Genomic DNA, 22,164 nt, shown 5'->3' with positions numbered 1-22,164 from the left:
CAGTGGGTACCACTCTTCTGGATGAGGTCAACTGAAGCGGTGACGTTTACTCCGCCGCGCGGCGCGGGCGGTATTCAGGCACCAGTTCAGCCAGCATTTTTATTGCTTCATCGCGCCTGCGATGGCGGGCATGATCGAGCAGCTCATCGAGCTTTTCATCGAAGTCATTCGCAACAACCTGCTTCGAGGCGACCTTGTAGACCCCCTCGATGCCGATCGAGTTTACTTCTTCATGATTATAGGTGAGCTTCTCATGCATCTTCTCGCCGGGACGAAGGCCTGTCGTGCGGATCTCTATATCCTGTCCTGGCACGAGCCCCTTCAGGCGGATCATCGCTTCGGCCAGCGCCTTGATCAGGACCGGCTCGCCCATATCAAGCACATAAAGCGACGCCGATCCGGGGCTGCCATTATGTGTCGCTGACTGAAGCACGAGCGCGGAGGCTTCCTCGACTGTCATGAAGTAGCGCGTCACCTCCGGGTGGGTCAGCGTCACCGGCCCGCCGCGCGCAATCTGGCGCTCGAACAGAGGGACGACAGAGCCAGAGGACCCGAGCACATTGCCAAACCGCACCATGGAAACCGAAAAATTTGACGCGACGGCCTGACGTGTCACCGTCAGCTCTGCCAGTCGTTTGGTCGCGCCCATGACGTTGTCCGGATGAACGGCCTTGTCTGTGGAGACGAAAACGAATTTTTGCACGTTCGAGGACTGAGCAGCCTTGGCGGTAATCAACGCGCCGCCGACATTGGTGAGGATCGCTTCGCAGACATTCTGTTCCATCAGCGGCACGTGCTTCAGCGCGGCGGCGTGGATAATGATATCGGGCTCGAATTGCTCAATCGCGCGACTGACGCGGGCATTGTCGCGCACGTCGCCAAGCTCTGAATTGATCGGCAGGTTCGGAAACTGTTCACGAAGCGACAGATCTGCCTCATAGAGATTGTATTCAGAGGAATCGAACAGTGTCAGCGAGTGCGGGTTCATGCCGGCGCACTGGCGCGCGAGCTCGGACCCGATCGTTCCCCCGCCGCCAGTTACGAAGACACGCATCCCTTCGATGAGATCCGCGACCGGTTCGGTATCGAGCTGGCGCTCACGGCGCCGAAGAAGGTCGGCCGGCCGCACCGGCAACATGGCCGCGCTCTCGTCGATGCCGGCGCTCAGGGACATGACCTCGGTCTTGCGGCTGGCGGCGACCTCGAGAATCTGCGTCATATAAGGCCGCTCGCGCGCCAGGCCGGCAACAGCAACAAGCGGCGTCTTCTCATAGCGAAGGGACAGCAGGTCGAGCACCTTGCCCATTTCCTCAAGTCCGCCAAGAACCGGTATACCACGTATTTTTCGCCCAAATTCTGCGCCTTCAGGCTCCAGCAGGCCAAGTATACGAACTTTCGCGCCTTCCGCGTCCTTGCCCATGAGCGAGACGATGCGCGCAGCTTCTTCCGATTGGGCGATCAGCAGCACCATCGGTGCATCCGGACGTGCGCGTCCGAAGAATATCTGGAACGGCCTTTGGGTTGACCGTCCGAGCGCAATCATTCTGCCGGTAAAAATAATGGCGAGCCACAGCAGCACCGCCATGGCCAGTGCGGAACGTGGAATGCCCGCAAACCGGTTCCACAAAAAGATAATCGGCATGAAAATCAGCGTGGCAAGCGCGACCGCCTGCACGATCCTGACAGCGTCACTCCATCCCGAATGGCGCCAGACCTGCTTATGCACACCCAGCGTATAGAACGAGATAAAGCCGACGCCCGCAAAGACCGCCGTCGTCACAATTGCCGCGAAGTATCCCTCCGGAGGCGCACCCTCCGTCATCAGCCAACGACTGATCAGGGCCGCAGCCATCGCCAAGGCTGCCGCCGCGGTGTCGAAGCCAAGCGTAATCGCCATGGCGCGGCGGGCTTCATCACGTGGCGTCACTCAACATTGTCCTTCAAGAAAGCCCATCTCAGGCAATTCGGAGGTGCAGATCCATCGCTATTTGGGTCTGCCCGACCACTGAGAACGATTTGTTTGCTTTTTTCAACCACACCGCGCCCTAAATAAACTGTCTTTTCAAGTTTTGCGCCCGGATGGCTCGTTTTGAAATGCCAGATATCGCCTGATTCGGTTTTAAGATTGATAATCTGATCCTTCAGTGTGGCCGTCACCGTTGGATGAAGGTGAAACCGAACAGCAAACGGGATCGGCTTTTCAGCCTTGGTTTGCGCCTGGGACACAGGCCGCGCGAGCGAATCCTCTCCCGTCAGCCGGTTACCGTCCGATGACATGAAAAGCCGGCGTCGGTGCAGAAGACCGAACAGACGCTTGTACCCCCCATGCTGGGCATCGATCCAGATCTCATCATTTTCCTCAAGACGCTTGGCAAAGATGCCTTCGGGCCCCTCCGGATAGGTAAGGCCCGTCTCCTCATTGCGTCTGAAGGGGGCAGAGTCTTCGGTCGCAAGGACCAGTGTCGAATGAGCGCCCGTGCGCCGGACGGCCGCGCGCCAGTCAATGTCGGCTTCCGGACTGAACCCGCAGGCTGTGACAAGCCTTGCCTCGCCATCCTGGAATTCGAAACTGAGCGCTCCCGCATGTGAGCCATCGCCAAAGGGCTGTTCTGGCGCCTCGCCCGCATCGAGGATCAGGCAAGCTGTTCCCTTGACGATCTTGTGAAAGCCGGACTTGGGCGCAACCATAAACCCGCGCGGCCGTGTCTTCATGCGCTCCAGAACAGCATCGACAATCTGCGGCAGGCTCTCATCGCTGTCATTGAATGGCGGCAGGGCGCCGTCACCGCTTCGGAAGAAGGCGACCATGCCGCCAAGCCGGTCTATCCAGCTGGTTATGAAAGCAGGCACCTCGCGGTCTGCCTTTTTGACCGCATCAGCGATAATACAGAGATCCAGCATCGTGCGCAGGCCGCGGGCGGGGGCGCGGGTGACATGTCCTCCATCGGGCATGATCTGGGCCGTGCATTCGCTTTCCAGGTGCTCCAGGGCCTCGTTATAGCCCTCTCCCTCTTTCAGGCAGAGCGTATCGAGCAGCATGACGCACGCTACGCGCCAGCGAGCGATGAAATCCACGCAGTCATTCTGCAGTGCTTCAATATGTCGAAGTTGCCGCGCGAGCGACTCAAGCCGCTGATCAATGTCGGCGGTCTCACCAGACGTGAAGAGCTTGTCGCCGCTGATCATCCAGTTCCAGACGCGGTCTGCGGTACATCCAACGCGCCAGGCAAACCCGTTGAAGCGGCCGAAATTGGCGATCCAGTCATCGACAAGGTAACAGGCCCGTTCGACGCCATCAGGCTCCTGCGCGAAGACATCGGGAAGCCAGTCGAACCGGTGCACCCGGTCGGCAAAGTGTCGCGATGGCAGCGGCGCCGTCCATGGCGGCAGGCCTTCATTCATCTCGATCTTGTCGGCCCCGATACGCCAGATGTCTTTCATCAGACTTTCGCCGCGCATCATGTCAGGCGGTGCAATCGGATCGGGATAAAAAGCGAAACCGGACGGGGTCGCACCAGCGATCTTCAGGCGATGAACAGGACTTGCAGCCGCATCTTCGCCGCTGATGCCGGCAAGGCGGGACCAAAGTTCGGCATCCTCTTCAGGCGTACGCCTGTGCGGAGGGGTCGATTTTGCGTACTCCACTGGTGTCACTCGCCCGGTGTCTTTTACTTTACTTGCCGGCCTCTCCACGAAGCGCAGCGATATTGCCGGCGTAAGCATCAACGCCCCCCTTGAACACAGCAGACCCTGCAACGATCGCTGTCACCCCCGCCTCAATCACCCGAGGCGCCACTTCAGAATTCACTCCGCCATCGACTTCAAGAATGATGTCGCGTCCACAGGCATCGATCTTTCTACGAAATGCCTCAATCTTTCTGAGCTGGCTGTCAATAAAACTCTGCCCCCCGAAACCGGGATTGACCGACATGACAAGGATCATGTCAACGTCATCGATGATCGGATCGACGATTTCATGCGGCGTGCCCGGGTTGATCGCGACACCCGGTTTCATGCCCGCCTTGCGGATCGCCTGAAGGGTCCGGTGAATGTGCGGCCCAGCTTCTGGATGCACGGTCAGGATATCCGCGCCGGCATCAGCGAAGTCATCGATAAAGGCATCGACCGGCGACATCATCAGGTGAACATCAAACGGCTTGTCGGTATGAGGCCGCAGCTTCTTGATAACCGGCGGGCCGAAAGTGAGGTTCGGCACGAAATGCCCATCCATCACATCGACATGGATCATGTCGGCGCCAGCGGCGTCGATTGCGCGGATTTCTTCCCCAAGGGAGGCGAAATCGGCTGAGAGGATGGACGGAGAAATCAGGACATTGGACATGCGGGCTGGGTAAAACCAAACCGCCGCAAGCACAAGGCTCGCGGCGGCGCTGGTTCATTAGTTTCAGCAGGCCTGAACAAGGCCTCTGCAGACTAGTAGCGTGGGCCGTTCTGAGCTGGCGAAACCGTCGTGCGGCCGCCCCCATAGGTGACGTTCACGCGCGTGCCCGGATACATCACGATATCTGCGCCCTGGATAATCTCGGTCACCTGGCCATTGTCGAGGCGGACCGTGTACGCAATGCCGCGCCTTGTGTTCATACCCTTGCCAAGCTCGTTACCGCCAAGGCCGCCGAGCACCGCGCCGCCAACTGCGCCGGCAGTCTGGGCCTTGTTGCCGCCGCCAAGCTCTGAGCCGGCAAGACCACCAAGTACAGCGCCGGTCGCCGCGCCGAGAACACTGTTCTCAGGCCGGATCGTGACTTCGCGCATATCGGTGATCGTGCCCATCTCGACCTGCGAGGCATAGCCGACATCATTCGGGCTAACCGTGTTCGCGCCATAGGTGCTCGCGCAGCCTGCCAGCGCAAGGGTCAGCGCAGCAAAAGCGCCCGCCATGAAACGGCTGGGAATGCGGGTCTGGACGGTCTTGGTATTCATGATCCTGTTTCCTTGAACTCGGGGACAACCAGAGTATCAGCCCCCCGCGCTGAACGGGATATGAACTGGCCACGGCAAGATTATGGCAGCCGAATACTTTGCGCACCTTGGCGGAGTTTAGCCAGTACGCGTCAGGCGGGCGATGAAAAACGCATCATGCGCAAATCCGTTCGTCGGCAGGGTCAGCAAGTCTCCCGCCGCCGTCAGACCGCCAGCGAATGGGCCTGCCTCTTCCGCTGTTATCGCGGCCCGCTCTAGCTGCTCATCCGACAGGGCAGCCTCGACCACATCGACCCCTTCACGGTCGAGCGGCGTACAGACGCAATAGACAATTCGGCCACCCGGTTTGACGAGACGCGTCGCCGCCTTCAGAAGACGCAACTGCACATCGGGAAACCGCGAAATATCGCCCGGCGACTTGATCCATGCTCCTTCCGGATGACGGCGCAGCGTCCCGAAAGCTGAGCATGGCGCATCCAGCAAGACCGCATCGGCAAGCTCGTCCGGCGCCCAGTGCTCAGCATTCTCTGCGATAATCTCGACCGCACCGCTGAGGCCGGTACGTGCCAGATTCTCTTCCACCCATTCAAGGCGTGTCTTGGAGCGGTCGACAGCGATCGTCGACGCGCCTGTCGCTGCAAGCTGCATCGTCTTTCCGCCCGGCGCCGCGCAGAGATCGAACACACGCTCTCCCGCCTTTACGCCGAGCAGCTGCGCCGGAATGGCGGCCGCTGCATCCTGCACCCACCAGTCACCGGTCCTGTAGCCTTCAACACCGGCAACATCGCCGGATGCGACCCGCAGACTGCCGAGGCCGACCTCTTTTGCGCCAATCCGCTTGCCAAGATCTTCGGCGAAATCGCTGTCGCGCGGGGTCAGATCAAGATCCGGCTCATCCATCTGAAGCTGCGCCAGCGCGGTCGCGCCCTCGACGCCAAGCGATGTCATCAGCTCAACCGTCAGCCAGTCTGGCCAGACGGATGTGACCGGCGCGGCATCGAAAGCGGCCCGATTGCTCACCACTTTGCGCAGCACCGCATTCAGAAAACCAGATGCAGAACGTGCCCGCGCCCACTGTTTGGCCGCGTTCACGGTCTCGCTGACCACAGCATGGTCCGGCGTTTCCATCAGCCAGCTCTGCGCCGCCCCCACACGCAGCAGCGCGCGCGCTGGCGGTGTCGCGGTCTGGATCGGGCGATTGAGGAAGGGCGCAAGTCCCTTGTCGATACGGCCGAGCTGGCGGAGGGCCGCGCTCGCCATGGCACGGGCAAAGCCGCGATCCGGGCCCGTCAGCTTGCCGTACGCCTCTGACGTTTCCATCGCCTCATCGAGGGTCCGGCCATTGTCGAGAGTTTCTATGAGAAGGTCTGCGGCGGCGATGCGTGAATTGGCTGCGCTCATCCCCACGGCCCGCGGGCTGTCACGGTTTCCGGATAGAGCCGTTCAGGCGGCGTCACATTCATTTCCATGGCGAGCTTGTGCAGCGCTTCGACACGGTTGGCGGTTGCGGGATGGGTAGAAAACAGACTGTCACCTTTGCGCCCGGCAAGCGGGTTCATGATATAGACGTGCGCCATGGCAGGGTTCGCCTCGGCGCGTTGATTGAGGTTCGATCTGGCACCCCTGTCGATTTTCTCAAGCGCCGATGCCAGCCAGTAAGGATTTCCGCAGATCTCTGCGCCCCGCTTGTCGGCCTCATATTCCCGCGACCGGCTGATAGCCATCTGCACGAGACCGGCGGCCAGAGGCGCAACGATCATGATGGCAAGCGAGGTGAAAATGCCGCCGCGTGAGCGATTGCCAAAGAACAGCGCAAAGTTCGCCAGCATGCCGATCGCGCCCGCAAGCGTCGCCGTCACCGTCATGGTCAACGTGTCACGATGCGCAACATGCGCAAGCTCATGCGCCATGACGCCGGAGACTTCTTCGCGCGTCAGCGTATTCAGCAAGCCCATCGTCGCACAGACGGCAGCGTTCTTCGGGTTCCGTCCCGTCGCAAAGGCATTCGGCTGCGGGGTATCGATCACATAGATGCGCGGTGTTGGCAGGCCGGCATGTGCGGCAAGAGCGCGCGTATCATTGGCGAATGTGCGCAACACAGGCGAGCGCTCATTGTCGGACACTTCTCGGGCACCCTGCATGCGCAGAACGATCTTGTCGGCGTTCCACCAGGAATAAACGTTCAGAAGCAGCGCCACAGCGAAGGCGACGGCCATACCGATCACGCCGCCGACTAGATAGCCGATCGCCATGAACAGCGCCGTCATCACAGCAAGCAGAAGAGAGGTCTTCAGCGTTCCCGCCATCTGGTACTCCTTGATGATGAGGGAGGTCGGTTTAATATTTTATAGCTGAGTATATGGAAAGCGTTAACGCTTGTGAGAAGCCTGACGCGCAACGCATGAAAATTTTATAATGAACAAACCACTTCCTCCCGAAGCCCAGCGCGCCCTTGATGAGGCCCGCGCCCGCCGTGAAGCCCAGATTGAACACGAAGCTGCGCTCGAAGCCGCGCGCGACAAGGAATCTGGCGGCCCGAGGAACCGTGAGCCCACCCGCTTTGGCGACTGGGAACGCAAAGGCATCGCCTACGACTTCTAGTCTGGCAACACGGGGTCACGCCCGTCATAGGCGAAATCCGTTCGCGTCTCCGGTTAAGCCATTTGATTCGTTTGAAAGTGTCGCGTTTACTGGCGCATGGCCCTGCACTTGCTGCAGACCCAGTAGAATGACCGGACTTTCGCTCAGGAGGCGAACTTTATGCCAAATCAGTACAAAGTGATGGCGTTTGCCGCCGCTGCGATACTCATGGCAGCGCCAGCTGTCGCAGATGGATACGCAAACCGTCCGGTCAATCGCGGCCCCGCACCGCTTCAGGCGCATGCACAGCCAACCCCGCCAGAACCGGGGTGCTATCTGGTTGGGCCCGACACCTGGTCGTGCCCGCCTCTGCCTCAGACAGCGCAACGCAGCCCCGCAGCGACAAGCTATACGTCAAGCGCGGTCTCGCACGGTTATGCCACGACCCACGCAGGTCATGACCACGCTTACGGCGCCGCGTGCGGCTATAACAGCTATGCGAGTCGCCCGGCCCAGGTCAGCTATGTCAGCCGCCCCGCGCCGCGTCCGGTTCAGCGCGCCGTGACCCGCACGGCAGCGCGCACCAGCTATGCCCGCCGCGATGTCACGATAGACATTGCAGGCTTTGATGGCGGCGTCGGCAACGGCGTCGATGGCGGCTATTATGGCGGCGGCGGTGGCTTTGCCTATGCCAGCGCCAGCTCGTCAGCCAGCGCCTTCTCCTCGGCAACGGCCGCGCTCACCTTCCAGGGCGGCTTCCGCGGCGGCGGCGGCAAGAAACATCGTGGTGGTGGTGGCTGCAACAAATGCGGTGGCGGCGGCGGTCACAAAGGTGGCGGCCACGGCGGCGGCCACTAGGCCGTTCACCACCAAAGACCTTCAGACAGCGCCAACCTTGATCAGGCTTTCGGCGCTCGCCCGAATGGCCTCATCGGCCGGGATCGGGTCGATCCCCAGCACAGTCTTCAGCTTTTCATTGGAATAAGCGCGTTTCTTGCCAAGCTCAGGAAGTGTCTGTTTCAGTGGCGGGTTTGCCATCGCAAAAAGGCGAACGACCCAGTTCGGCAGCGTGCCTTTGGGAATTTTCCGGTCAGGGAAGGCCTTGCGCAGCACCTCACCCATTTCCTCCATCCACAAAAGATCGCCGGCGCAGATAAAGCGCTCGCCATTGGCTTCTGGCCGCAGCATCGCCTCTATATGGGCCCGCGCGACATCGCGAACATCGATGATGCCAAAGCTCAGCTTCGGAAAAGCTGGCAGCTTGCCCTCCAGTGGCTGGCTGACAAGCTGGAGTGAGGACGACACATCCTTGCTCATGGCCGGGCCAAGCACGGCGACAGGATTGATGACCGACAGCTCCAGCCCCGCCCCCTCACCGGTCACATAGTCCCAGGCGGCTTTCTCCGCGATCGTCTTGGACCGCGCATAGGCGGTGTTGTCCTTGAGGTTGTCAGCGTTCGACCAGTGAACTTCGGTCAGCGTGTCGGGGCGCTTTTCGCCCCAGCCATAGCCGATCGCTGCCATGGACGACGTCATCACAACCCGTTTCACGCCTTCGGCCTTTGCAGCCCGCAACACGCGCAGCGCCCCATCGCGCGCCGGAATGATCAGCTCATCAGCTGACTTCGGCGCATCTGTCGGAAAGGGCGAGGCGACATGCTGGACATAGGAAGCCCCCTTCACCGCCTCGGCCCAGCCGTCATCGCTGGAAAGGTCCGCGGCCACGATATCTATACTGACCGGCTTGCCGGCATAGTCCGACAGAATCTTGTTAAGGCGACCGGCCTTCTCGGTTGAGCGCGCCGTCCCTCGAACCTCATAGCCCTTGTCCAGAAGCTGCAGGATAAGGTGCGAGGCAATGAACCCCGTCGCGCCGGTGACCAGTACTTTTTCCATCAAATTCCCCTTCTGCTAGAGAAGGTTGTGGCCCGGCCCGATTTTGGCAAGCGAAATCGGACCGGGACGGGGACAAGCGCCCTGGAATAGCAGGCCAGCAACCATATCCTGTTGGTTACCAGTCTGTTTTGATTGCAAATAAGTTTCGCAGGACCCGTCTCTGTTTATCTCACGTTCAGCTTGGCCCGGCATATTGGTTCGATTGAAACGCTGGGGGTTAAGATGAGTTCGCGCGGCACACTTCTGGGCAATGGCTTTGTCCCAAATCTCGTCAGGCTATTATTCCTGCTTGTTATTCTGGCCTTCTTTTTCGGGTCGATAATCTCGCTCTGGGGCACGTCATATCAGTGGCTCGCCGTCGTCATCGGCGCGTTCCTTCTGGGCACGATCGTCTCGCTTCTCTTCTTCCGCTGGAAAGCGGTCGCCTTTTTCACGCTGGGTTTCCTCATCACAAATTTCACGGGCGCCTATATCGCGCACCAGCAGGGCGATGTGAGCGAGGCGCGGGCGGCCTATGTCGGCGTTGCTGGCCGCGATCCGGCTTACGCCGTGCTTTTCCCTGACCCGTTGAATGCTTGGCTGGCTGAGTTCACGCCCGGTTCGCAGGGCGGCAATAGCATTTCCGACAGGCCGGACTTTGACGGCAACAAACGCTTTGTCTCGCGCGTGGAGTCCAAGAAGTACGATCCCTCCAGCGTCTACTATCTGGCCACACCAGACGTGGACATGACCGACAAAGCCTTCGTTGAGAGCTACAGGGATATCGCGAGGCAGCATGGCGACTGGCTTGGCTACATGGCTCGCTGTGTAAACGGCGGACATGCCAGCGTTCCCCTGCTGAGCAAGAACAGGGGCGCACTTAAAGAAGCAGAACGCACCGGTCGGTCGGTCTGCGGTGCCTATGCTGAGGAAGCTTTCGGCATCGACATCGAAAATGCCCGCGAGGCCTATCTTTCCCGGCTCGATGTCTCGACCTGTGAGGAAAGCCTCGCCTGCATGCGGGTCAAGCGTGACCTCAAGTCATATGGCGACACCTTCTTTCCGGAATAAATTCGAGGGAAGGCGATACAAGCTTGCTCTTGTGACAGTCTGACCGACTCGTTTAGGGTGTATGCTGACATTCTGGAGGAGCAGCGCCAGCATTGCCTCAGCTATCGTGCGAGGATCGTCGGTTAGGCCCTGCGGTCAGGTAAGGTTGTCGGCGACGAGGTGGGGCGCGACATGAAGGACATCGTAGACGCGGCATCCATTGGCCGCGTCAAAACTGGCTACCGGCCGGACATCGACGGCATGCGGGCGATCGCCGTTGTCGTCGTCGTTCTTTTCCATCTCGGGACAACCGGTTTCGGCGGCGGCTTTATCGGCGTCGATGTCTTCTTCGTCATCTCGGGATTCCTTATAACCGGCCTGATCCGGAACGAGGTCGATTCCACAAACACCTTCCGGTTCGGACACTTTTATCTGAGACGCGTCCGGCGGCTGTTTCCGGCTCTTGCCTTGACGCTGGCGGCAAGTCTGGTTGCGGCAATCCTGTTGTTTCCGCCCGAGCCGCTGCAGCGGTTCGCTGGCTCGTTCATCACCTCCATTTTCAGTGTGTCGAATATCTGGTTCTGGCAGGAGGCCGGCTATTTCGACGCGGCCGCGATTACCAAACCGCTGTTGCACACATGGACACTTTCGGTTGAGGAACAGTTCTATTTCATCTGGCCGGCCTTGTTATTCCTGCTGATGCGGATCTCGAAGCGGTCCGCCCCGATCTGGGGCCTGGTGATTGTCGGCCTTCTCAGCCTGCTCTGGAATTTCGATCTCGCCTATTTCAATTCGACGGTCACCCGCACATTGGCTCCGCCCCTGGCCAGCTGGATGGAGAACGAGCACGCCTCGATATTTTACCTGACCATGTTCCGGATGTTCGAGTTCGCGATCGGGGCACTGCTGAACTGGTCGCCATCGGGAATGCTCCGCAAGGGATGGGCCGCCGAAATCGCTGCGGCGGCAGGGCTGGTAATGATCCTGGCACCTGTCGGGCTTTATTCCAGTACGGACGTTTTCCCGGCCTGGCGCGCGCTGGCGCCATGCATCGGGGCAGCGCTGCTGATCCAGTCTGCCCAGACAGCCCGCACGACCAGCTGGATGCGTACCGCCCCTGTCGTATGGGTGGGCCGGATCAGCTATTCGCTGTATCTCGTTCACTGGCCGTTGATCGTGTTCTATCTGTACTGGCGCAATCAGGCACAGGCGACGCTGCTCGAGCAAGCCGCTCTATTTGCTGTCGCCGTAGCAATCTCGGCGCTGATGTACCAGTTCGTCGAACAACCATTGAGAAAGCCTGGCACCACAAAAGCGGCCAACCGAAGATTCCTTGGTGGATCGGCAATCCTGGCAAGCGTCTTTGTTGGGCTCGGGGCGATGATCTACTTCACGGGCGGCGCGACCTGGCGGTATTCCGCAGAGGAGATGGAGCTTTTGGAAACGGCGGCAACGGGGGATGATCATGCGTGCTTCATGAACCTGCCGCACACCCGTGAGGATATCGATCCGGCCTGTTACCAGATCGATCCAACATCACGGAAAAAAAGCATTCTTCTGTTCGGAGACAGTACGGCTGAGCATCTGGTCAGCGGTTTTCGAGAGGTTTTCAGTGGCCGATATCAGGTGCTGCAGTTTGCATCGGCCAGCTGTCCGCCGATGCTCAATTATTCCGAACACGATACACCCAATTGCCCGGCCAATGTCGAAGCGTTCCTGACCGACATCATTGCCAACAACCAGTATGATCTGGTCGTTATTTCCAGTACCTCCCGGTGGTTTCCGCTTGCAACGGGCTTTGCCGAAACCGCTCGGCGTCTTGATGCAGCGGGTATTCCATACGTAATGCTCGGGCAGATTCCGTATTTTGATCAGCCGCCGGCCGACATCATCGCGCGGCTTCCGGAAGGCGCGGGCATCAAGGAAGCGCTGCGGTCAAGAGTGGAGATCGGGTGCGATGGGTCGGAGCGGGGTGTCGATAAGCTTGTCCCAGAGGAAAGGTTCTTCTCGATGGAGAAGTTCATCTGCGACGGCGGCTATCCCCGGTACGAACTGGACGGCCAGCTGATTCACAAGGACCACATTCACTTCAATGCCCGGGGGTCAGAGCTGGCAGCCCGCGCGATCGAGGCCTGGTTGGTGGAGACGGGTAACCTGCCTTGAGGCGCCGGGTTGCGAAACCTTTTACACGCTCAGAACTGCGAGCGCAGCCTACCTTTCTCTCCTTGGCGTTTTGACCTGTCAGGAAAAGACGTCGCCGATCGCATCGACGCGGGTGCCGTCCTTCATTTCCCTGAGATGGACATAGAGCACCGAGACCCCCACCGCTGCGACGATGGCAAGCGCTGTATCGATGACGACACCTGCGATCAGGCCTGAGGCATTGAAACCGCCATCACCTGCGACCACGCTCCCTGCCGAGGCGCCGACCGCCAGAAGGCCGAACAGGGCCGCGATCACAAACATGGCGATATAGCCCAGCAGGATCAGCCCGAAGATCCGCCAGCGTGACCCGCGTGTGAGATCTGCGCTGCGGCCGAAGGACCCGAAGATCCCGGCCCGGTCCACCACCAGCGCTGGCACCACAACTGCCCACACGGTCAGCAGGATCAGGCCCGGGATAATCAGCAGGAGAAACCCGATCGTCAGGCCGATGCTCATCAGGATCGAGACGACCAGGAGTGGGAAAAACGCCCTGAGCGCCGTACCGATCGCATCGCCGAGGCCGCTACGCCCGCGATTGAGCGAGGCGACGGTCAGATAGACCACGGCCGCCTGTAGCATGAAGGGGAAAACGGCATAGAGGATGTTGGCGAGAAACAGGCCGAATGAAAAGTTAAGATCGAGCGCGCCCTGCTCGACCGTGCGCTCCATGGCTTGCGACGAAAAGAAGGTAACAAGCAGAGTCGGCACCCCAACGATCAGAACGCCAAGCGTTGCGAGATCGACGAACTTCCGGCCGATAACGCCAAACGTGTCGCCAATGACCGCGCCGATATCGAGAGACTTGTCCATGCCGGGCTCCTGTTCGTCCGAGACGCAAGTCGAGCATATCACCTACGCCGCGGCAAGCCCGGCTGGCGAGCCGTCCAGCGCCTACATTCGCTTCTGCAGCACCGTGACCTTCTGGGCGACCTTCTTGCGGTCGCGCCAGGTGATATAGCCCGCTGAAACGATAATGATGGCCGCGCCGATCCAGACATTTATGCCCGGCAACATGCCGACAATGATGAGATCGGCCCCCGTCGCCATGGGCAGTCGAAGATAGTCGAGCGGCGACAGAAAAGACGCGTCCCCGATACTGACGCCGGAGATGTAACAGAACTGCGCGACGAAGCCGACGCCCGCCATCACGACGATCCAGCCCCATGTCTCCAGCGACGGCATCGACCAGTAATAGATCGCAAATGGCAGAAGCAGGATGGATGAGAGCACATTGGCATAGGTCAGCAACGCCACCGCCGAGAGCTCTGATGACAGCGTCTTCACCAGCACGATCGCAAAGGCGAGGAAGAAGGCGCTCAGGATCGCGCAGATCGTGCCCGTATCAAGGTGAAAGCCTGCCTCTGGCGCGACCGGCGTCCAGAACATGAAGACCCCCGGCACCACCATGATCAGCACACCGAAAAAGCCGACGATCACCGCGCCCCAGCGATGTTTGCCCACCACCTCCCGCAGGAATACGGCCGCGAGTACCGTTACAAAAAGCGAGCGCGAAAAACTGATCGCGTTAAACTGCGAGAATGTAAGATTGTAGTCCGCCGACAGCGCCACGATCGCCAGCGTGAAGCCGAGCGTCCCGAAGAGCGACCGCAGCAACAACAGGCCCGGATGCTTGGTCCGCATCTTGTGAAGACCGACCCGCAAGATGATCGGCACAGACAGAAGGCACGCAAAGAAAGCTCGCCAGAACGCCAGAAAAACCGGGTGGACCTCTTCGGTCAGCGTCTTGGAGAGGATCGTGTAGGCGGTAAAACCCACCGCCGAGAACAGCATGAAAACCGCGCCAAGGGCATTGCCTGACAGCCTGCCTGCTCTAGGCTGCGCTTCAGCGTTTTCATCCAGTTCACGGCTCATGCAGACATTTTCCCAATCTGACCTCGACGAGATCGACAAGCTATGGCGAAGCGTCCCTGCCGACCACGTCTGGGCGGGCTGGTCAGCAGCTGGCGCAGAGCCGGAAGAAGTGTGGCTCTATCGCACTCGGGCCCACTGGCGCAAATTTCCGCTTCGCAAGACGAGCGACGGGTTCGCCCTCTATGATGAGAAGGACCGCCCCGTGGCGTCTGCCAGGTCTCTCGACGATCTGCTGTCCGCCGTCGAGGGCATTCCCGGCCTCACCATCGCCGCGGCGACTGGCGAAACCCGAAAGACATAAGCCTTTAGCCCTTGGCCTGTTCCGCCTGCATGGCCAGACGCATTTGCTCGGCCTGCTCCAGGTCGATCCCCAGCGCATCAAGCAGCGGCCCGCCATCGGCCTCGTCCCAGCTATGGCGCGGACCAACCGTCATGCCGCCATCGACGAGGAACTCCCCGCCGGTGATGAAGCCGGACTTTTCTGAGGCGAGATAGGCCGCCATCTCGGCGATATCCTTGCCAGCGCCGGTCCGCCCGGCGGGTTGCATTTTTCCGCCCTGTTGCTCGACCAATGCTGCCATCTGGTCGGCCTGTTCCCGCGAAAGGCCGAGCGATGAGCCGAAGATCGACGTTGCGATAAAACCCGGCAGGATCGAATTGACCCGAATCTTGTACTTAGAGAGTTCAGCGGCTGCGAGTTTGGAGAAGTGCGCCACGCCTTTCTTGGCCACCGAATAGGTGATCGGTGCATACCCTGCGCAAACTGCGGAGATCGATGAGGTGTTGATGATCGACCCGCCCTTCTCCTTCATCATCGGCACAGCAAGCTTCGTCCCGACAAAGACCGACTTCAGCAGAAGGTTCATGGTCATGTCCCAGCCATCCTCGTCCAGCTCTTCAACCCCGGTCGGGGTGCCGCCATGGCCAGCATTGTTCCAGAGGATATCAAGCCCGCCAAAGGCCTCCTGCGCGGTGTCGAACAGCTTCTGAAGGTCGGCCGTCTTGGTCACATCGCAATGAACATACCGCACCCGGTCAGAGCCAAAGCGCTGCTCCAGCGCCTTGCCTTTCTCATCCTGGATATCGCCCGCCACGACATTGGCGCCGGCCTCGATGAAAACTTCGACCCCGGCATAGCCGATGCCGCTTGCGGCGCCCGTGATGATCGCCGTTTTTCCGCTCAGATCGCCCATTGTTTCCTCCTCAGAATTGTTTGCACGAAGGGGGCGCTGCAGCCGCTCTCAAGTCAAGACTGGCGCCACGGAAAGGCACGGCAAAGAAAACCCCCGGCACCCTATACGGACCGGGGGTCTTCATTACTCATCATGCGACAGTGTCCGGCGGTCTATTCGTCGCCGAACAGCTTGCGGTGCAGATAGGTATATTCGAGCGCGTTCCGGCGCGCCGCTTCCTTCTGGTTTGCCGCTGCCGAGTGGCCGCCATCGATGTTCTCATAATAATAGAACGGCTTGCCAGCGACCTCGAACTTGCGCGCCATCTTGCGGGCATGGCCGGGATGGACCCGGTCATCCTTGGTCGATGTGACGAAAAACGGCATCGGATAGTCCGCTTGCGGATCGAAGTTCTGATAGGGCGAGATCGTCTCCAGGAAAGCGCGTTCCTCGGCGACGTCCGGTGAGCCATATTCATCGACCCATGACGCCCCTGCCAGAAGCAGGTGATAGCGCAGCATGTCGAGCAGCGGCACCTGCACCACCACCGCGTCCCAGAGATCAGGACGCTGTGTCAGCATCACACCCATGAGAAGACCGCCATTCGACCCGCCCATAATGCCAAGATGCTCAGTGGACGTCACGCCGCGATTGATCAGGTTTTCAGCCACGGCGATGAAGTCATCATAGATGATCTGGCGTTTGGTCTTCAGGCCAGCCTGGTGCCAGGCAGGCCCGAACTCGCCGCCGCCGCGGATATTGGCCAGCACATACGCCCCGCCCTGCTCCAGCCACAGACGCCCGCGCACGCCCGAATAGGACGGGCTCATGGAGACTTCGAACCCGCCATAACCGTAAAGCAGCGTCGGTGTGGTCCCATCCAGCGTTATGCCGTCCTTGTAGACGATAAAGTAAGGGATCGCCGTGCCATCGCTCGAAATCGCGAAATGCTGCTCCACCTTCAGGCCGTCGGCATCAAACTTTTCCGGCAGGCTTTTGAGCGGTGTGATCTCGCCCGTGCTGACATCGTACCGCAGCAGGGAGTCCGGCGTCAGGAAGTCCTCATAGTTGAGGAAAACCGTATCGGAATCCTTGTCGGCAAAGGCGATGCCTGCCTGACCGGATGTGCCCGGCAGCGTCAGATCCGTTGTCGACCAGCCATCCATGGCCGGTTCGATCATCATCACCTTGCCGCGCACATTCTCATTGATCGACAAGAGCGCCGCCCCGTCGGCAATTGCCACGCCGTTCACGGCCTGGCTGCCATCGGGGCGGAAAACCAGTGAGACAGGCGGAAGCTGGCGCGTGTTCAGGAACCGGTTGAGATTGAACGCGACGACATCACCAGACGAGAAAGACTGGCCCGATGCTGGAGACCAGTCCTCTTTCAGAGAGACAATGAAGTTGCCCTGATAGATGCCCTCGGGAGAGGATTTCGCAGGGATTGGCCATTTGACCGGCTGGCGCTCGCCCTCCGGCAGCCACCAGAAGGTCGATGTGAAGAACGTGTCAGCCTCGACCGCGCCCTGCAGACGGCGGCCATCTTCGGTCTCCATCACCATCGGCCACACGCCGACATCGCTTTCATCGCCGCGAATAACCTCGACAGCCTGCGAGAGCGGCGTGCCACGCGACCACCGCTTCACAATGTAGGGGTAACCGGACGCCGTCGTGGAGCCTTCGCCCCAATCGGTTGCGATCAGCACGGTATTCGGGTCGACCCAGGCAAGGCCCTGCTTGGCTTCGTTCGTCACAAAGCCATTCTCGACAAAGCTCCTGGAGGAAATGGAGAACTCGCGCTGGATCACGGCATCCTTGCCGCCATCCGACAGGGAGATCATGCAGTACCAGCTAACCTCGCCGTCCGGCTGGAAGCAGTTGGCGCCCTTGTAGACCCAGTTCTTGCCCTCTTCCTCAGCCAGCGCGTCGATATCGAGCAGCGTTTCCCAATTGGGATTATCGCTGGCATAGCTTTCCAGCGGCGTCCGCCGCCAGATGCCGCGCACATTCGTGCTGTCCTGCCAGAAATTATAAACCCAGCCATCGCGGACGACACCATACGGAATGCGCTCGTCTGACTGGAGAACGTCAAGCGCGTCCTCGTAATAGCGCTGGTACATGTCGCCCGATTGAAGGGCCTCAAGCGTGCGCTCATTCTGGCTGCGCACCCAGTTCAGCGCTTCTTCGCCCTCGACGTCTTCCAGCCAGATATACGGGTCTTCGCCTGCAGCAACCTCTTCTTGCGGATAGGTATTCACTTCCATCGCCGTTTCTTCAGGCGCGGTCTCGGCAGGTTCGGGTTCGGTCATGGGTTCGGCCTTTTCAGGTGCGGTCGCAACGGTGTCTGCCACCTCAGCTTGTTCGCTTTGCGGCGGTGTCGACTGGCACGCTGCAATCAGCGCTATTGTGGCCATCGCTGTCAGGGGTTTTTTCATTCTGAAACTCCGATAAGGTGACAGGATTCATGTTACCCGCATGGTTAAGCAGAAAAATTTGTCCGGATACAAGTGAGGCCGAATGAAAGAGACGACCCGCCGCAATCTGCTGAAGGTTGGCGCCGCAGGTATATCCGGCATGGCTGCTCTGTCTGGACGCGCAAATGCACAGGAAAGCGAAATAACAGGTCTGTCCCCCAGCACGATCGCGAGCGCGGAAAAGCTCACCGGCGTCGAATACACGGACGCGGAACGCGAGCAGATGGTCTCGGCCGTCGAGGACCAGCTCAGCGCGATCCAGCAATTGCGCGCTGTTGAAAAGCCGAACACGCTCGCCCCCGCGCAGACATTCGATCCACGCCTGCCCAAAGTCAGCTACCCGGCGGCCAAGGCGTCGTCAGGCAAGTCGGCGTCCGTCAAAGCGGCATCGGACCTTTCGGATAACTCTACCGATATCGCATTTGCGCCGCTGACGAAGCTGGCAGGCTGGATCCGCTCGGGCGCGATCTCCTCGCGCCAGCTCACCGACATCTATCTTGACCGGATCGAGCAGATTGATCCGAAGCTCAAGGCCTGGATCGCGGTGATGCCAGAGCGCGCCCGCGCCGAGGCCGACGCAATGGATGCCGAGCGGGCGAGCGGCAATTACCGCGGCCCCCTTCATGGCATTCCCTATGGCCTGAAAGACCTCTTCGACGCTGTGGGCGCGCGCACGACCTGGGGGGCAAAACCCTATAGCGAAGGCCAGCCCGCCACCGAAGACAGCGCCGTTGTCCGCAAGCTGAAAGAGGCAGGTGCGGTCCTCCTCGGCAAAACGAGCTGCGGCGCCCTGGCTTATGGCGACATCTGGTACGGCGCCGTCACCCGCAATCCATTTGACCCGCGCGAAGGCTCGTCGGGGTCAAGCGCCGGGTCAGCCTCATCGGTTGCTGCTGGCCTTTGCGGTTTTGCAATCGGCACTGAAACGCTCGGGTCGCTTGTCTCGCCCTCCCATCGCTGCGGCGGAGCGGCCCTGCGTCCAACATTTGGACGTGTCTCCCGCGCCGGCGGCATGGCGCTCTGCTGGTCGCTGGACAAGGTCGGGCCAATGGCGCGCAGCGTGGCTGATCTCGGCTATGTGATGGCCGCTATCAATGGCTATGACCCCGACGATGCAAGCTCGGTCCGCTCCAGTTTTGCCTACAAGCCGACTTTTGACTTTTCAGGCCTGAGAATCGGCTTCAACGATGCCTGGCGAGAGACCGCCAGCGATGTCGAACTAGCCGCATTCAATGAGGCCATGCGCCTCGGTGCCAGACGGGTCGAGTTCAAACTGCCCGATCTGCCATCGGCGCCTCTACCGCAACAATTGCTGGCCGAAGCGGCCGCCGCCTTCGAAGAGCTGACCCTCTCCAACCGCGATGACGATATGGTCTGGCAGGAAGACCCAGCCTGGCCCAACAGCTTCCGCGCCATCCGCTTCGTCTCCGCGATCGACCTCATCCAGGTCGACCGTCTGCGCCGTCTCTGGATGCAAGCCATGCATGAAGCCTTTGAAGGGGTCGATCTGGTTATCGGACCCAACTTCGCATCCGGCATGCTCACGCCGACTAATTTTACCGGCCATCCAGGCCTCGTCATGCGGGCAGGCTTTCAGGACACGCAGCCGCGCAGCATTTTCGGCCAGCCACAGGATGAGACCGCCGAGACCGCCCGCACACCCATCGCTATTTCGCTCTGGGCTCCACTTTTTCAGGAAAACACGCTGCTCTCTTTCGGGGCAGCCCTCGAAGACGCCCTTGGCGTTGCGGGAGACCGGCCATCCCTTTGAAGAACCACAACATACTCATTCTGTGCACGGGCAATTCCGCGCGCTCGATTATCGGCGAAGTGCTGGTCTCTGCCATGCCCGGCTTCAAGGGATATAGCGCCGGATCGTCCCCGCGCGGAGAGCCCCATCCCCTGGCGCTCTCGGTCCTGTCGGCCAAGGGACATGACACCAGCGGCCTGACGTCGAAAAGCTGGGATGTCTTTGCCGGCGACAATGCGCCGAAAATGGATGTGATCATCACGGTCTGCGACAATGCCGCTGGCGAGGTATGCCCTTACTGGCCCGGCCATCCCGTGCAGGTTCATTGGGGTCTCTCGGACCCTGCCGATGTCGAAGAGATGTCCCGCCAGCGGATCGCGTTCGAGGATACGTATTTCAGCCTCAAGAAGCGTCTTCAGCGGGTCGCTGCGCTTGATTTCGATGCCATGAACGACGCCGAGCTCAAAGCTGAAATCCAGGCGATCCATACGCGGCGCTAGGTCAGAAGATACTCGCCCAGAAATCGGCTGACGTCTCGATCAGGGCCAGCGCGTCTGTCACCACAACAGCGTCATGCCCATCCACCATCGAGGGGCGCACCGGCTGTGTAATCGCAAGGTGGCGAACAAGCTTGGTGCAGGCCAGCAGCCCCTGAGGCAGCGGCCGCGCATCCAGGTTAAGGCCTTTGGGACGCGGATGCATCACATCGTTTCGCGCCGCCACGACCCGTTCGATGGCACGGTGATCATCGGCCCGGAGCGGGGCCGTGAAAGGCTGCTCCAGATAGGCCGGGTCAGCCGCCCGCGCCACCAGCTCGCCCGGTCCCGGCATGGCTGGCAACTCGGCGCCTGCCTCCGATAGCGCCATGACACAGGCCTGCTGCACCATCAGTACCGCGCCCGTGACCAGCCATGGCAACGAGGTTTCGGTCTCGATGACCATGATGGCGTGCGTCGACGCAAATTTCGCCGTGTCTGCAAGTTCTCGTGAAAGTGGATGGACCATGATGCCACAATCTAGGGCCATCCCGGCGCAGCGGCCAGCCGCGATTCACTCGGCTGACGCGCCGGCAAGGTCGCGCGCGGTTTCCAGGACGACATCGACCGGCGGGCGCTCTTTATAGCCATCTTCGCGCACCACCGCGGCAACGGTCCCGTCGGCGCTGACAAACACGATTGCCGGGTGCGGGATGCCCCAATAGCGCGACCCTTCCCGCATGTCCTCGTTCAACAATCCGAATGCGCGGATGGCGTCCGAGCCCTCATCCGACACCAGCGTGTAGGTCAGTGCCTTTTCTTCAGCAAAGCCTGACAGGATTTCCGGCGCATCATAAGACAGCCCCACCAGCGTCCAGCCTGCCTCTTCCAGCGGCGCCTTTGCGGCCTCAAGGTCCATCGCCTGCTGCTTGCAATAGGGGCACCAGTCAAGGGACCTCACAAAGGCAATGACCGTTCCCCTCTCACCGGATAAAGCAGACAGGGCGACCGCCTCGCCGCCAGCCGTCACGACCTGGGCCTCTGGCGCCTCACTACCAATCGCCGGGCCAATGGAGGCCTCCTGCGCGATCGCGGCCAGACCCATGGCGACAGCCAAACCGGCCCCGGCAAAAAGTGTACGAAACATGGTCAGATCCTTTTCCTTGGCAGTCTCTGGACTACAGCCCGACCGACAGCATGGCGAATGACATTTGCGTGCGCGAAGTGTGAGTGGGCCGAACACGCGAAGGCAGACACAATTTCGAGGCTGGATTTGTCATGCGAACTCATGCAGGCTTTACTTCATCATGATCCCCTTGTCGCGAAAATCGCCAGTCCCGCCCTCGCAGTGCAACCTTGCGCGCGCAATCGAACTCATCGGTGACCGCTGGACGATGCTGATCCTGCGATCAGCGCTTTATGGCGTGCGCCGCTTCGATGATTTCCAGCAGGAACTCGGTACCCCGCGCACCGTGCTCTCCAGCCGTCTCAACGATCTTGTCGATGCGGGGCTTGTGGAAAAGAAACCCTACAAGCTGAAGGGCCGTCGCGCGCGGTCGGAATATGTTCTGACTGATCAGGGCGAAGCGCTCCGCCCCATCCTCATCGGCCTTACCCAGTGGGGCGACAAATGGCTCGGCGCGGACGGCCAGCCGCCGATCAGTTTCACAGATGCCGAAAGCCGTGACGGCGTGCGTCTCGCTTTTGTCTCGAAGGCTGGCCGCGAGGTGCCCGTCGAGGACCTCCGCGTCGTTATCCGGCGCTAGGCC

General features: G+C 60.4%; 21 protein-coding genes. 8 read left to right on the top strand and 13 right to left on the bottom strand.

What is annotated here, in order from left to right; translation table 11 throughout:
• Positions 1–46: 46 nt before the first annotated feature.
• From F550_RS17815 to htpX, 6 genes are all read right to left on the bottom strand, one after another.
• On the bottom strand, positions 47–1,927 hold the full coding sequence (locus F550_RS17815; RefSeq protein ID WP_018148955.1) for a nucleoside-diphosphate sugar epimerase/dehydratase: 1,881 nt from the start codon (positions 1,925–1,927) through the stop codon (positions 47–49).
• Positions 1,924–3,645 (bottom strand): heparinase II/III family protein, encoded by a 1,722-nt coding sequence (locus F550_RS0112745; RefSeq protein ID WP_233349026.1) that lies wholly within the window; start codon positions 3,643–3,645, stop codon positions 1,924–1,926. Before F550_RS0112745 ends, F550_RS17815 begins: the two co-directional genes overlap by 4 nt.
• Positions 3,646–3,673: 28 nt before the next feature.
• Positions 3,674–4,342 (bottom strand): ribulose-phosphate 3-epimerase, encoded by a 669-nt coding sequence (rpe, locus tag F550_RS0112740; RefSeq protein ID WP_018148953.1) that lies wholly within the window; start codon positions 4,340–4,342, stop codon positions 3,674–3,676.
• A 92-nt stretch (positions 4,343–4,434) separates the two neighbouring features.
• A complete protein-coding gene (locus F550_RS0112735; protein WP_018148952.1) occupies positions 4,435–4,941 on the bottom strand; it encodes an outer membrane lipoprotein in 507 nt (168 codons plus the stop codon).
• Between the two features lie 117 nt (positions 4,942–5,058).
• Positions 5,059–6,342 (bottom strand): RsmB/NOP family class I SAM-dependent RNA methyltransferase, encoded by a 1,284-nt coding sequence (locus F550_RS0112730; RefSeq protein WP_018148951.1) that lies wholly within the window; start codon positions 6,340–6,342, stop codon positions 5,059–5,061.
• Complete coding sequence (gene htpX / locus F550_RS0112725; protein WP_018148950.1) at positions 6,339–7,247, bottom strand: zinc metalloprotease HtpX; 909 nt, start codon at positions 7,245–7,247, stop codon at positions 6,339–6,341. The genes F550_RS0112730 and htpX overlap by 4 nt, the downstream gene beginning before the upstream one ends.
• Positions 7,248–7,356: 109 nt before the next feature.
• On the opposite strand from htpX, the gene F550_RS0112720 reads away from it, so the two are divergent.
• Together F550_RS0112720 and F550_RS18665 are read left to right on the top strand one after the other, a co-directional pair.
• Positions 7,357–7,542: a DUF1674 domain-containing protein gene (locus F550_RS0112720; protein WP_018148949.1), complete on the top strand. Its 186-nt coding sequence runs from the start codon at positions 7,357–7,359 to the stop codon at positions 7,540–7,542.
• A 159-nt stretch (positions 7,543–7,701) separates the two neighbouring features.
• A complete protein-coding gene (locus tag F550_RS18665; RefSeq protein ID WP_018148948.1) occupies positions 7,702–8,379 on the top strand; it encodes a hypothetical protein in 678 nt (225 codons plus the stop codon).
• A gap of 21 nt (positions 8,380–8,400) precedes the next feature.
• Here F550_RS18665 and F550_RS0112710 read toward each other — a convergent pair whose 3' ends face one another.
• Positions 8,401–9,417 (bottom strand): SDR family oxidoreductase, encoded by a 1,017-nt coding sequence (locus tag F550_RS0112710; RefSeq protein ID WP_018148947.1) that lies wholly within the window; start codon positions 9,415–9,417, stop codon positions 8,401–8,403.
• Positions 9,418–9,639: 222 nt separating this feature from the next.
• Here F550_RS0112710 and F550_RS0112705 point away from each other — a divergent pair, with 222 nt between their 5' ends.
• Together F550_RS0112705 and F550_RS18660 are read left to right on the top strand one after the other, a co-directional pair.
• Complete coding sequence (locus F550_RS0112705; RefSeq protein ID WP_018148946.1) at positions 9,640–10,467, top strand: hypothetical protein; 828 nt, start codon at positions 9,640–9,642, stop codon at positions 10,465–10,467.
• Between the two features lie 171 nt (positions 10,468–10,638).
• Positions 10,639–12,609, top strand: a complete 1,971-nt coding sequence (locus F550_RS18660) for an acyltransferase family protein (RefSeq protein ID WP_018148945.1) — start codon at positions 10,639–10,641, stop codon at positions 12,607–12,609.
• A gap of 78 nt (positions 12,610–12,687) precedes the next feature.
• On the opposite strand, the gene F550_RS17800 is transcribed toward F550_RS18660, so the two are convergent.
• Positions 12,688–13,461 carry a hypothetical protein gene (locus tag F550_RS17800; RefSeq protein WP_018148944.1) on the bottom strand — a complete coding sequence of 258 codons (774 nt, stop codon included), beginning with the start codon at positions 13,459–13,461 and terminating at the stop codon, positions 12,688–12,690.
• A gap of 81 nt (positions 13,462–13,542) precedes the next feature.
• Positions 13,543–14,523, bottom strand: a complete 981-nt coding sequence (locus F550_RS0112690) for a DMT family transporter (RefSeq protein WP_018148943.1) — start codon at positions 14,521–14,523, stop codon at positions 13,543–13,545.
• Here F550_RS0112690 and F550_RS0112685 point away from each other — a divergent pair.
• Positions 14,522–14,824 (top strand): hypothetical protein, encoded by a 303-nt coding sequence (locus F550_RS0112685; RefSeq protein WP_018148942.1) that lies wholly within the window; start codon positions 14,522–14,524, stop codon positions 14,822–14,824. The genes F550_RS0112690 and F550_RS0112685 overlap by 2 nt on opposite strands.
• 4 nt (positions 14,825–14,828) lie before the next feature.
• Here the strand turns inward: F550_RS0112685 and F550_RS0112680 are convergent, their stop codons facing one another.
• Both F550_RS0112680 and F550_RS0112675 read right to left on the bottom strand, forming a co-directional pair.
• Positions 14,829–15,716 (bottom strand): SDR family NAD(P)-dependent oxidoreductase, encoded by an 888-nt coding sequence (locus F550_RS0112680; protein WP_018148941.1) that lies wholly within the window; start codon positions 15,714–15,716, stop codon positions 14,829–14,831.
• 152 nt (positions 15,717–15,868) lie between these two features.
• The gene (locus F550_RS0112675) at positions 15,869–18,130 is read right to left on the bottom strand and encodes a prolyl oligopeptidase family serine peptidase (protein ID WP_233349025.1); all 2,262 of its coding nucleotides are present in this window, start codon (positions 18,128–18,130) and stop codon (positions 15,869–15,871) included.
• 82 nt (positions 18,131–18,212) lie between these two features.
• On the opposite strand from F550_RS0112675, the gene F550_RS0112670 reads away from it, so the two are divergent.
• Positions 18,213–19,940 carry an amidase gene (locus F550_RS0112670; protein WP_018148939.1) on the top strand — a complete coding sequence of 576 codons (1,728 nt, stop codon included), beginning with the start codon at positions 18,213–18,215 and terminating at the stop codon, positions 19,938–19,940.
• A complete protein-coding gene (locus F550_RS0112665; RefSeq protein ID WP_018148938.1) occupies positions 19,937–20,419 on the top strand; it encodes an arsenate reductase ArsC in 483 nt (160 codons plus the stop codon). Before F550_RS0112670 ends, F550_RS0112665 begins: the two co-directional genes overlap by 4 nt.
• Position 20,420: 1 nt before the next feature.
• Here F550_RS0112665 and F550_RS0112660 read toward each other — a convergent pair whose 3' ends face one another.
• Positions 20,421–20,924: a hypothetical protein gene (locus F550_RS0112660; RefSeq protein ID WP_156807934.1), complete on the bottom strand. Its 504-nt coding sequence runs from the start codon at positions 20,922–20,924 to the stop codon at positions 20,421–20,423.
• Between the two features lie 45 nt (positions 20,925–20,969).
• Positions 20,970–21,542 carry a peroxiredoxin family protein gene (locus tag F550_RS17795; protein WP_018148936.1) on the bottom strand — a complete coding sequence of 191 codons (573 nt, stop codon included), beginning with the start codon at positions 21,540–21,542 and terminating at the stop codon, positions 20,970–20,972.
• 160 nt (positions 21,543–21,702) lie between these two features.
• Here F550_RS17795 and F550_RS0112650 point away from each other — a divergent pair, with 160 nt between their 5' ends.
• Positions 21,703–22,161 (top strand): winged helix-turn-helix transcriptional regulator, encoded by a 459-nt coding sequence (locus tag F550_RS0112650; RefSeq protein WP_018148935.1) that lies wholly within the window; start codon positions 21,703–21,705, stop codon positions 22,159–22,161.
• Positions 22,162–22,164: the final 3 nt, after the last annotated feature.

The sequence above is a fragment of the Henriciella marina DSM 19595 genome (genome assembly GCF_000376805.1).
In the GTDB taxonomy this organism is placed as follows: domain Bacteria; phylum Pseudomonadota; class Alphaproteobacteria; order Caulobacterales; family Hyphomonadaceae; genus Henriciella; species Henriciella marina.
The sequence above is the reverse complement of the archived record's forward strand: the minus strand, read 5'-3'. Positions and strand labels throughout refer to the sequence as shown.

What these genes read in the sequence shown, in the direction of transcription:
- rpe (WP_018148953.1), bottom strand. Translation starts at nt 4,342, where the DNA reads ATGTCCAATGTCCTGATTTCTCCGTCCATCCTCTCAGCCGATTTCGCC.
- F550_RS0112735 (WP_018148952.1), bottom strand. Translation starts at nt 4,941, where the DNA reads ATGAATACCAAGACCGTCCAGACCCGCATTCCCAGCCGTTTCATGGCG.
- F550_RS0112730 (WP_018148951.1), bottom strand. Translation starts at nt 6,342, where the DNA reads ATGAGCGCAGCCAATTCACGCATCGCCGCCGCAGACCTTCTCATAGAA.
- htpX (WP_018148950.1), bottom strand. Translation starts at nt 7,247, where the DNA reads ATGGCGGGAACGCTGAAGACCTCTCTTCTGCTTGCTGTGATGACGGCG.
- F550_RS0112720 (WP_018148949.1), top strand. Translation starts at nt 7,357, where the DNA reads ATGAACAAACCACTTCCTCCCGAAGCCCAGCGCGCCCTTGATGAGGCC.
- F550_RS18665 (WP_018148948.1), top strand. Translation starts at nt 7,702, where the DNA reads ATGCCAAATCAGTACAAAGTGATGGCGTTTGCCGCCGCTGCGATACTC.
- F550_RS0112710 (WP_018148947.1), bottom strand. Translation starts at nt 9,417, where the DNA reads ATGGAAAAAGTACTGGTCACCGGCGCGACGGGGTTCATTGCCTCGCAC.
- F550_RS0112705 (WP_018148946.1), top strand. Translation starts at nt 9,640, where the DNA reads ATGAGTTCGCGCGGCACACTTCTGGGCAATGGCTTTGTCCCAAATCTC.
- F550_RS18660 (WP_018148945.1), top strand. Translation starts at nt 10,639, where the DNA reads ATGAAGGACATCGTAGACGCGGCATCCATTGGCCGCGTCAAAACTGGC.
- F550_RS17800 (WP_018148944.1), bottom strand. Translation starts at nt 13,461, where the DNA reads ATGGACAAGTCTCTCGATATCGGCGCGGTCATTGGCGACACGTTTGGC.
- F550_RS0112685 (WP_018148942.1), top strand. Translation starts at nt 14,522, where the DNA reads ATGCAGACATTTTCCCAATCTGACCTCGACGAGATCGACAAGCTATGG.
- F550_RS0112690 (WP_018148943.1), bottom strand. Translation starts at nt 14,523, where the DNA reads ATGAGCCGTGAACTGGATGAAAACGCTGAAGCGCAGCCTAGAGCAGGC.
- F550_RS0112680 (WP_018148941.1), bottom strand. Translation starts at nt 15,716, where the DNA reads ATGGGCGATCTGAGCGGAAAAACGGCGATCATCACGGGCGCCGCAAGC.
- F550_RS0112675 (WP_233349025.1), bottom strand. Translation starts at nt 18,130, where the DNA reads ATGAAAAAACCCCTGACAGCGATGGCCACAATAGCGCTGATTGCAGCG.
- F550_RS0112670 (WP_018148939.1), top strand. Translation starts at nt 18,213, where the DNA reads ATGAAAGAGACGACCCGCCGCAATCTGCTGAAGGTTGGCGCCGCAGGT.
- F550_RS0112660 (WP_156807934.1), bottom strand. Translation starts at nt 20,924, where the DNA reads ATGGTCCATCCACTTTCACGAGAACTTGCAGACACGGCGAAATTTGCG.
- F550_RS17795 (WP_018148936.1), bottom strand. Translation starts at nt 21,542, where the DNA reads ATGTTTCGTACACTTTTTGCCGGGGCCGGTTTGGCTGTCGCCATGGGT.
- F550_RS0112650 (WP_018148935.1), top strand. Translation starts at nt 21,703, where the DNA reads ATGATCCCCTTGTCGCGAAAATCGCCAGTCCCGCCCTCGCAGTGCAAC.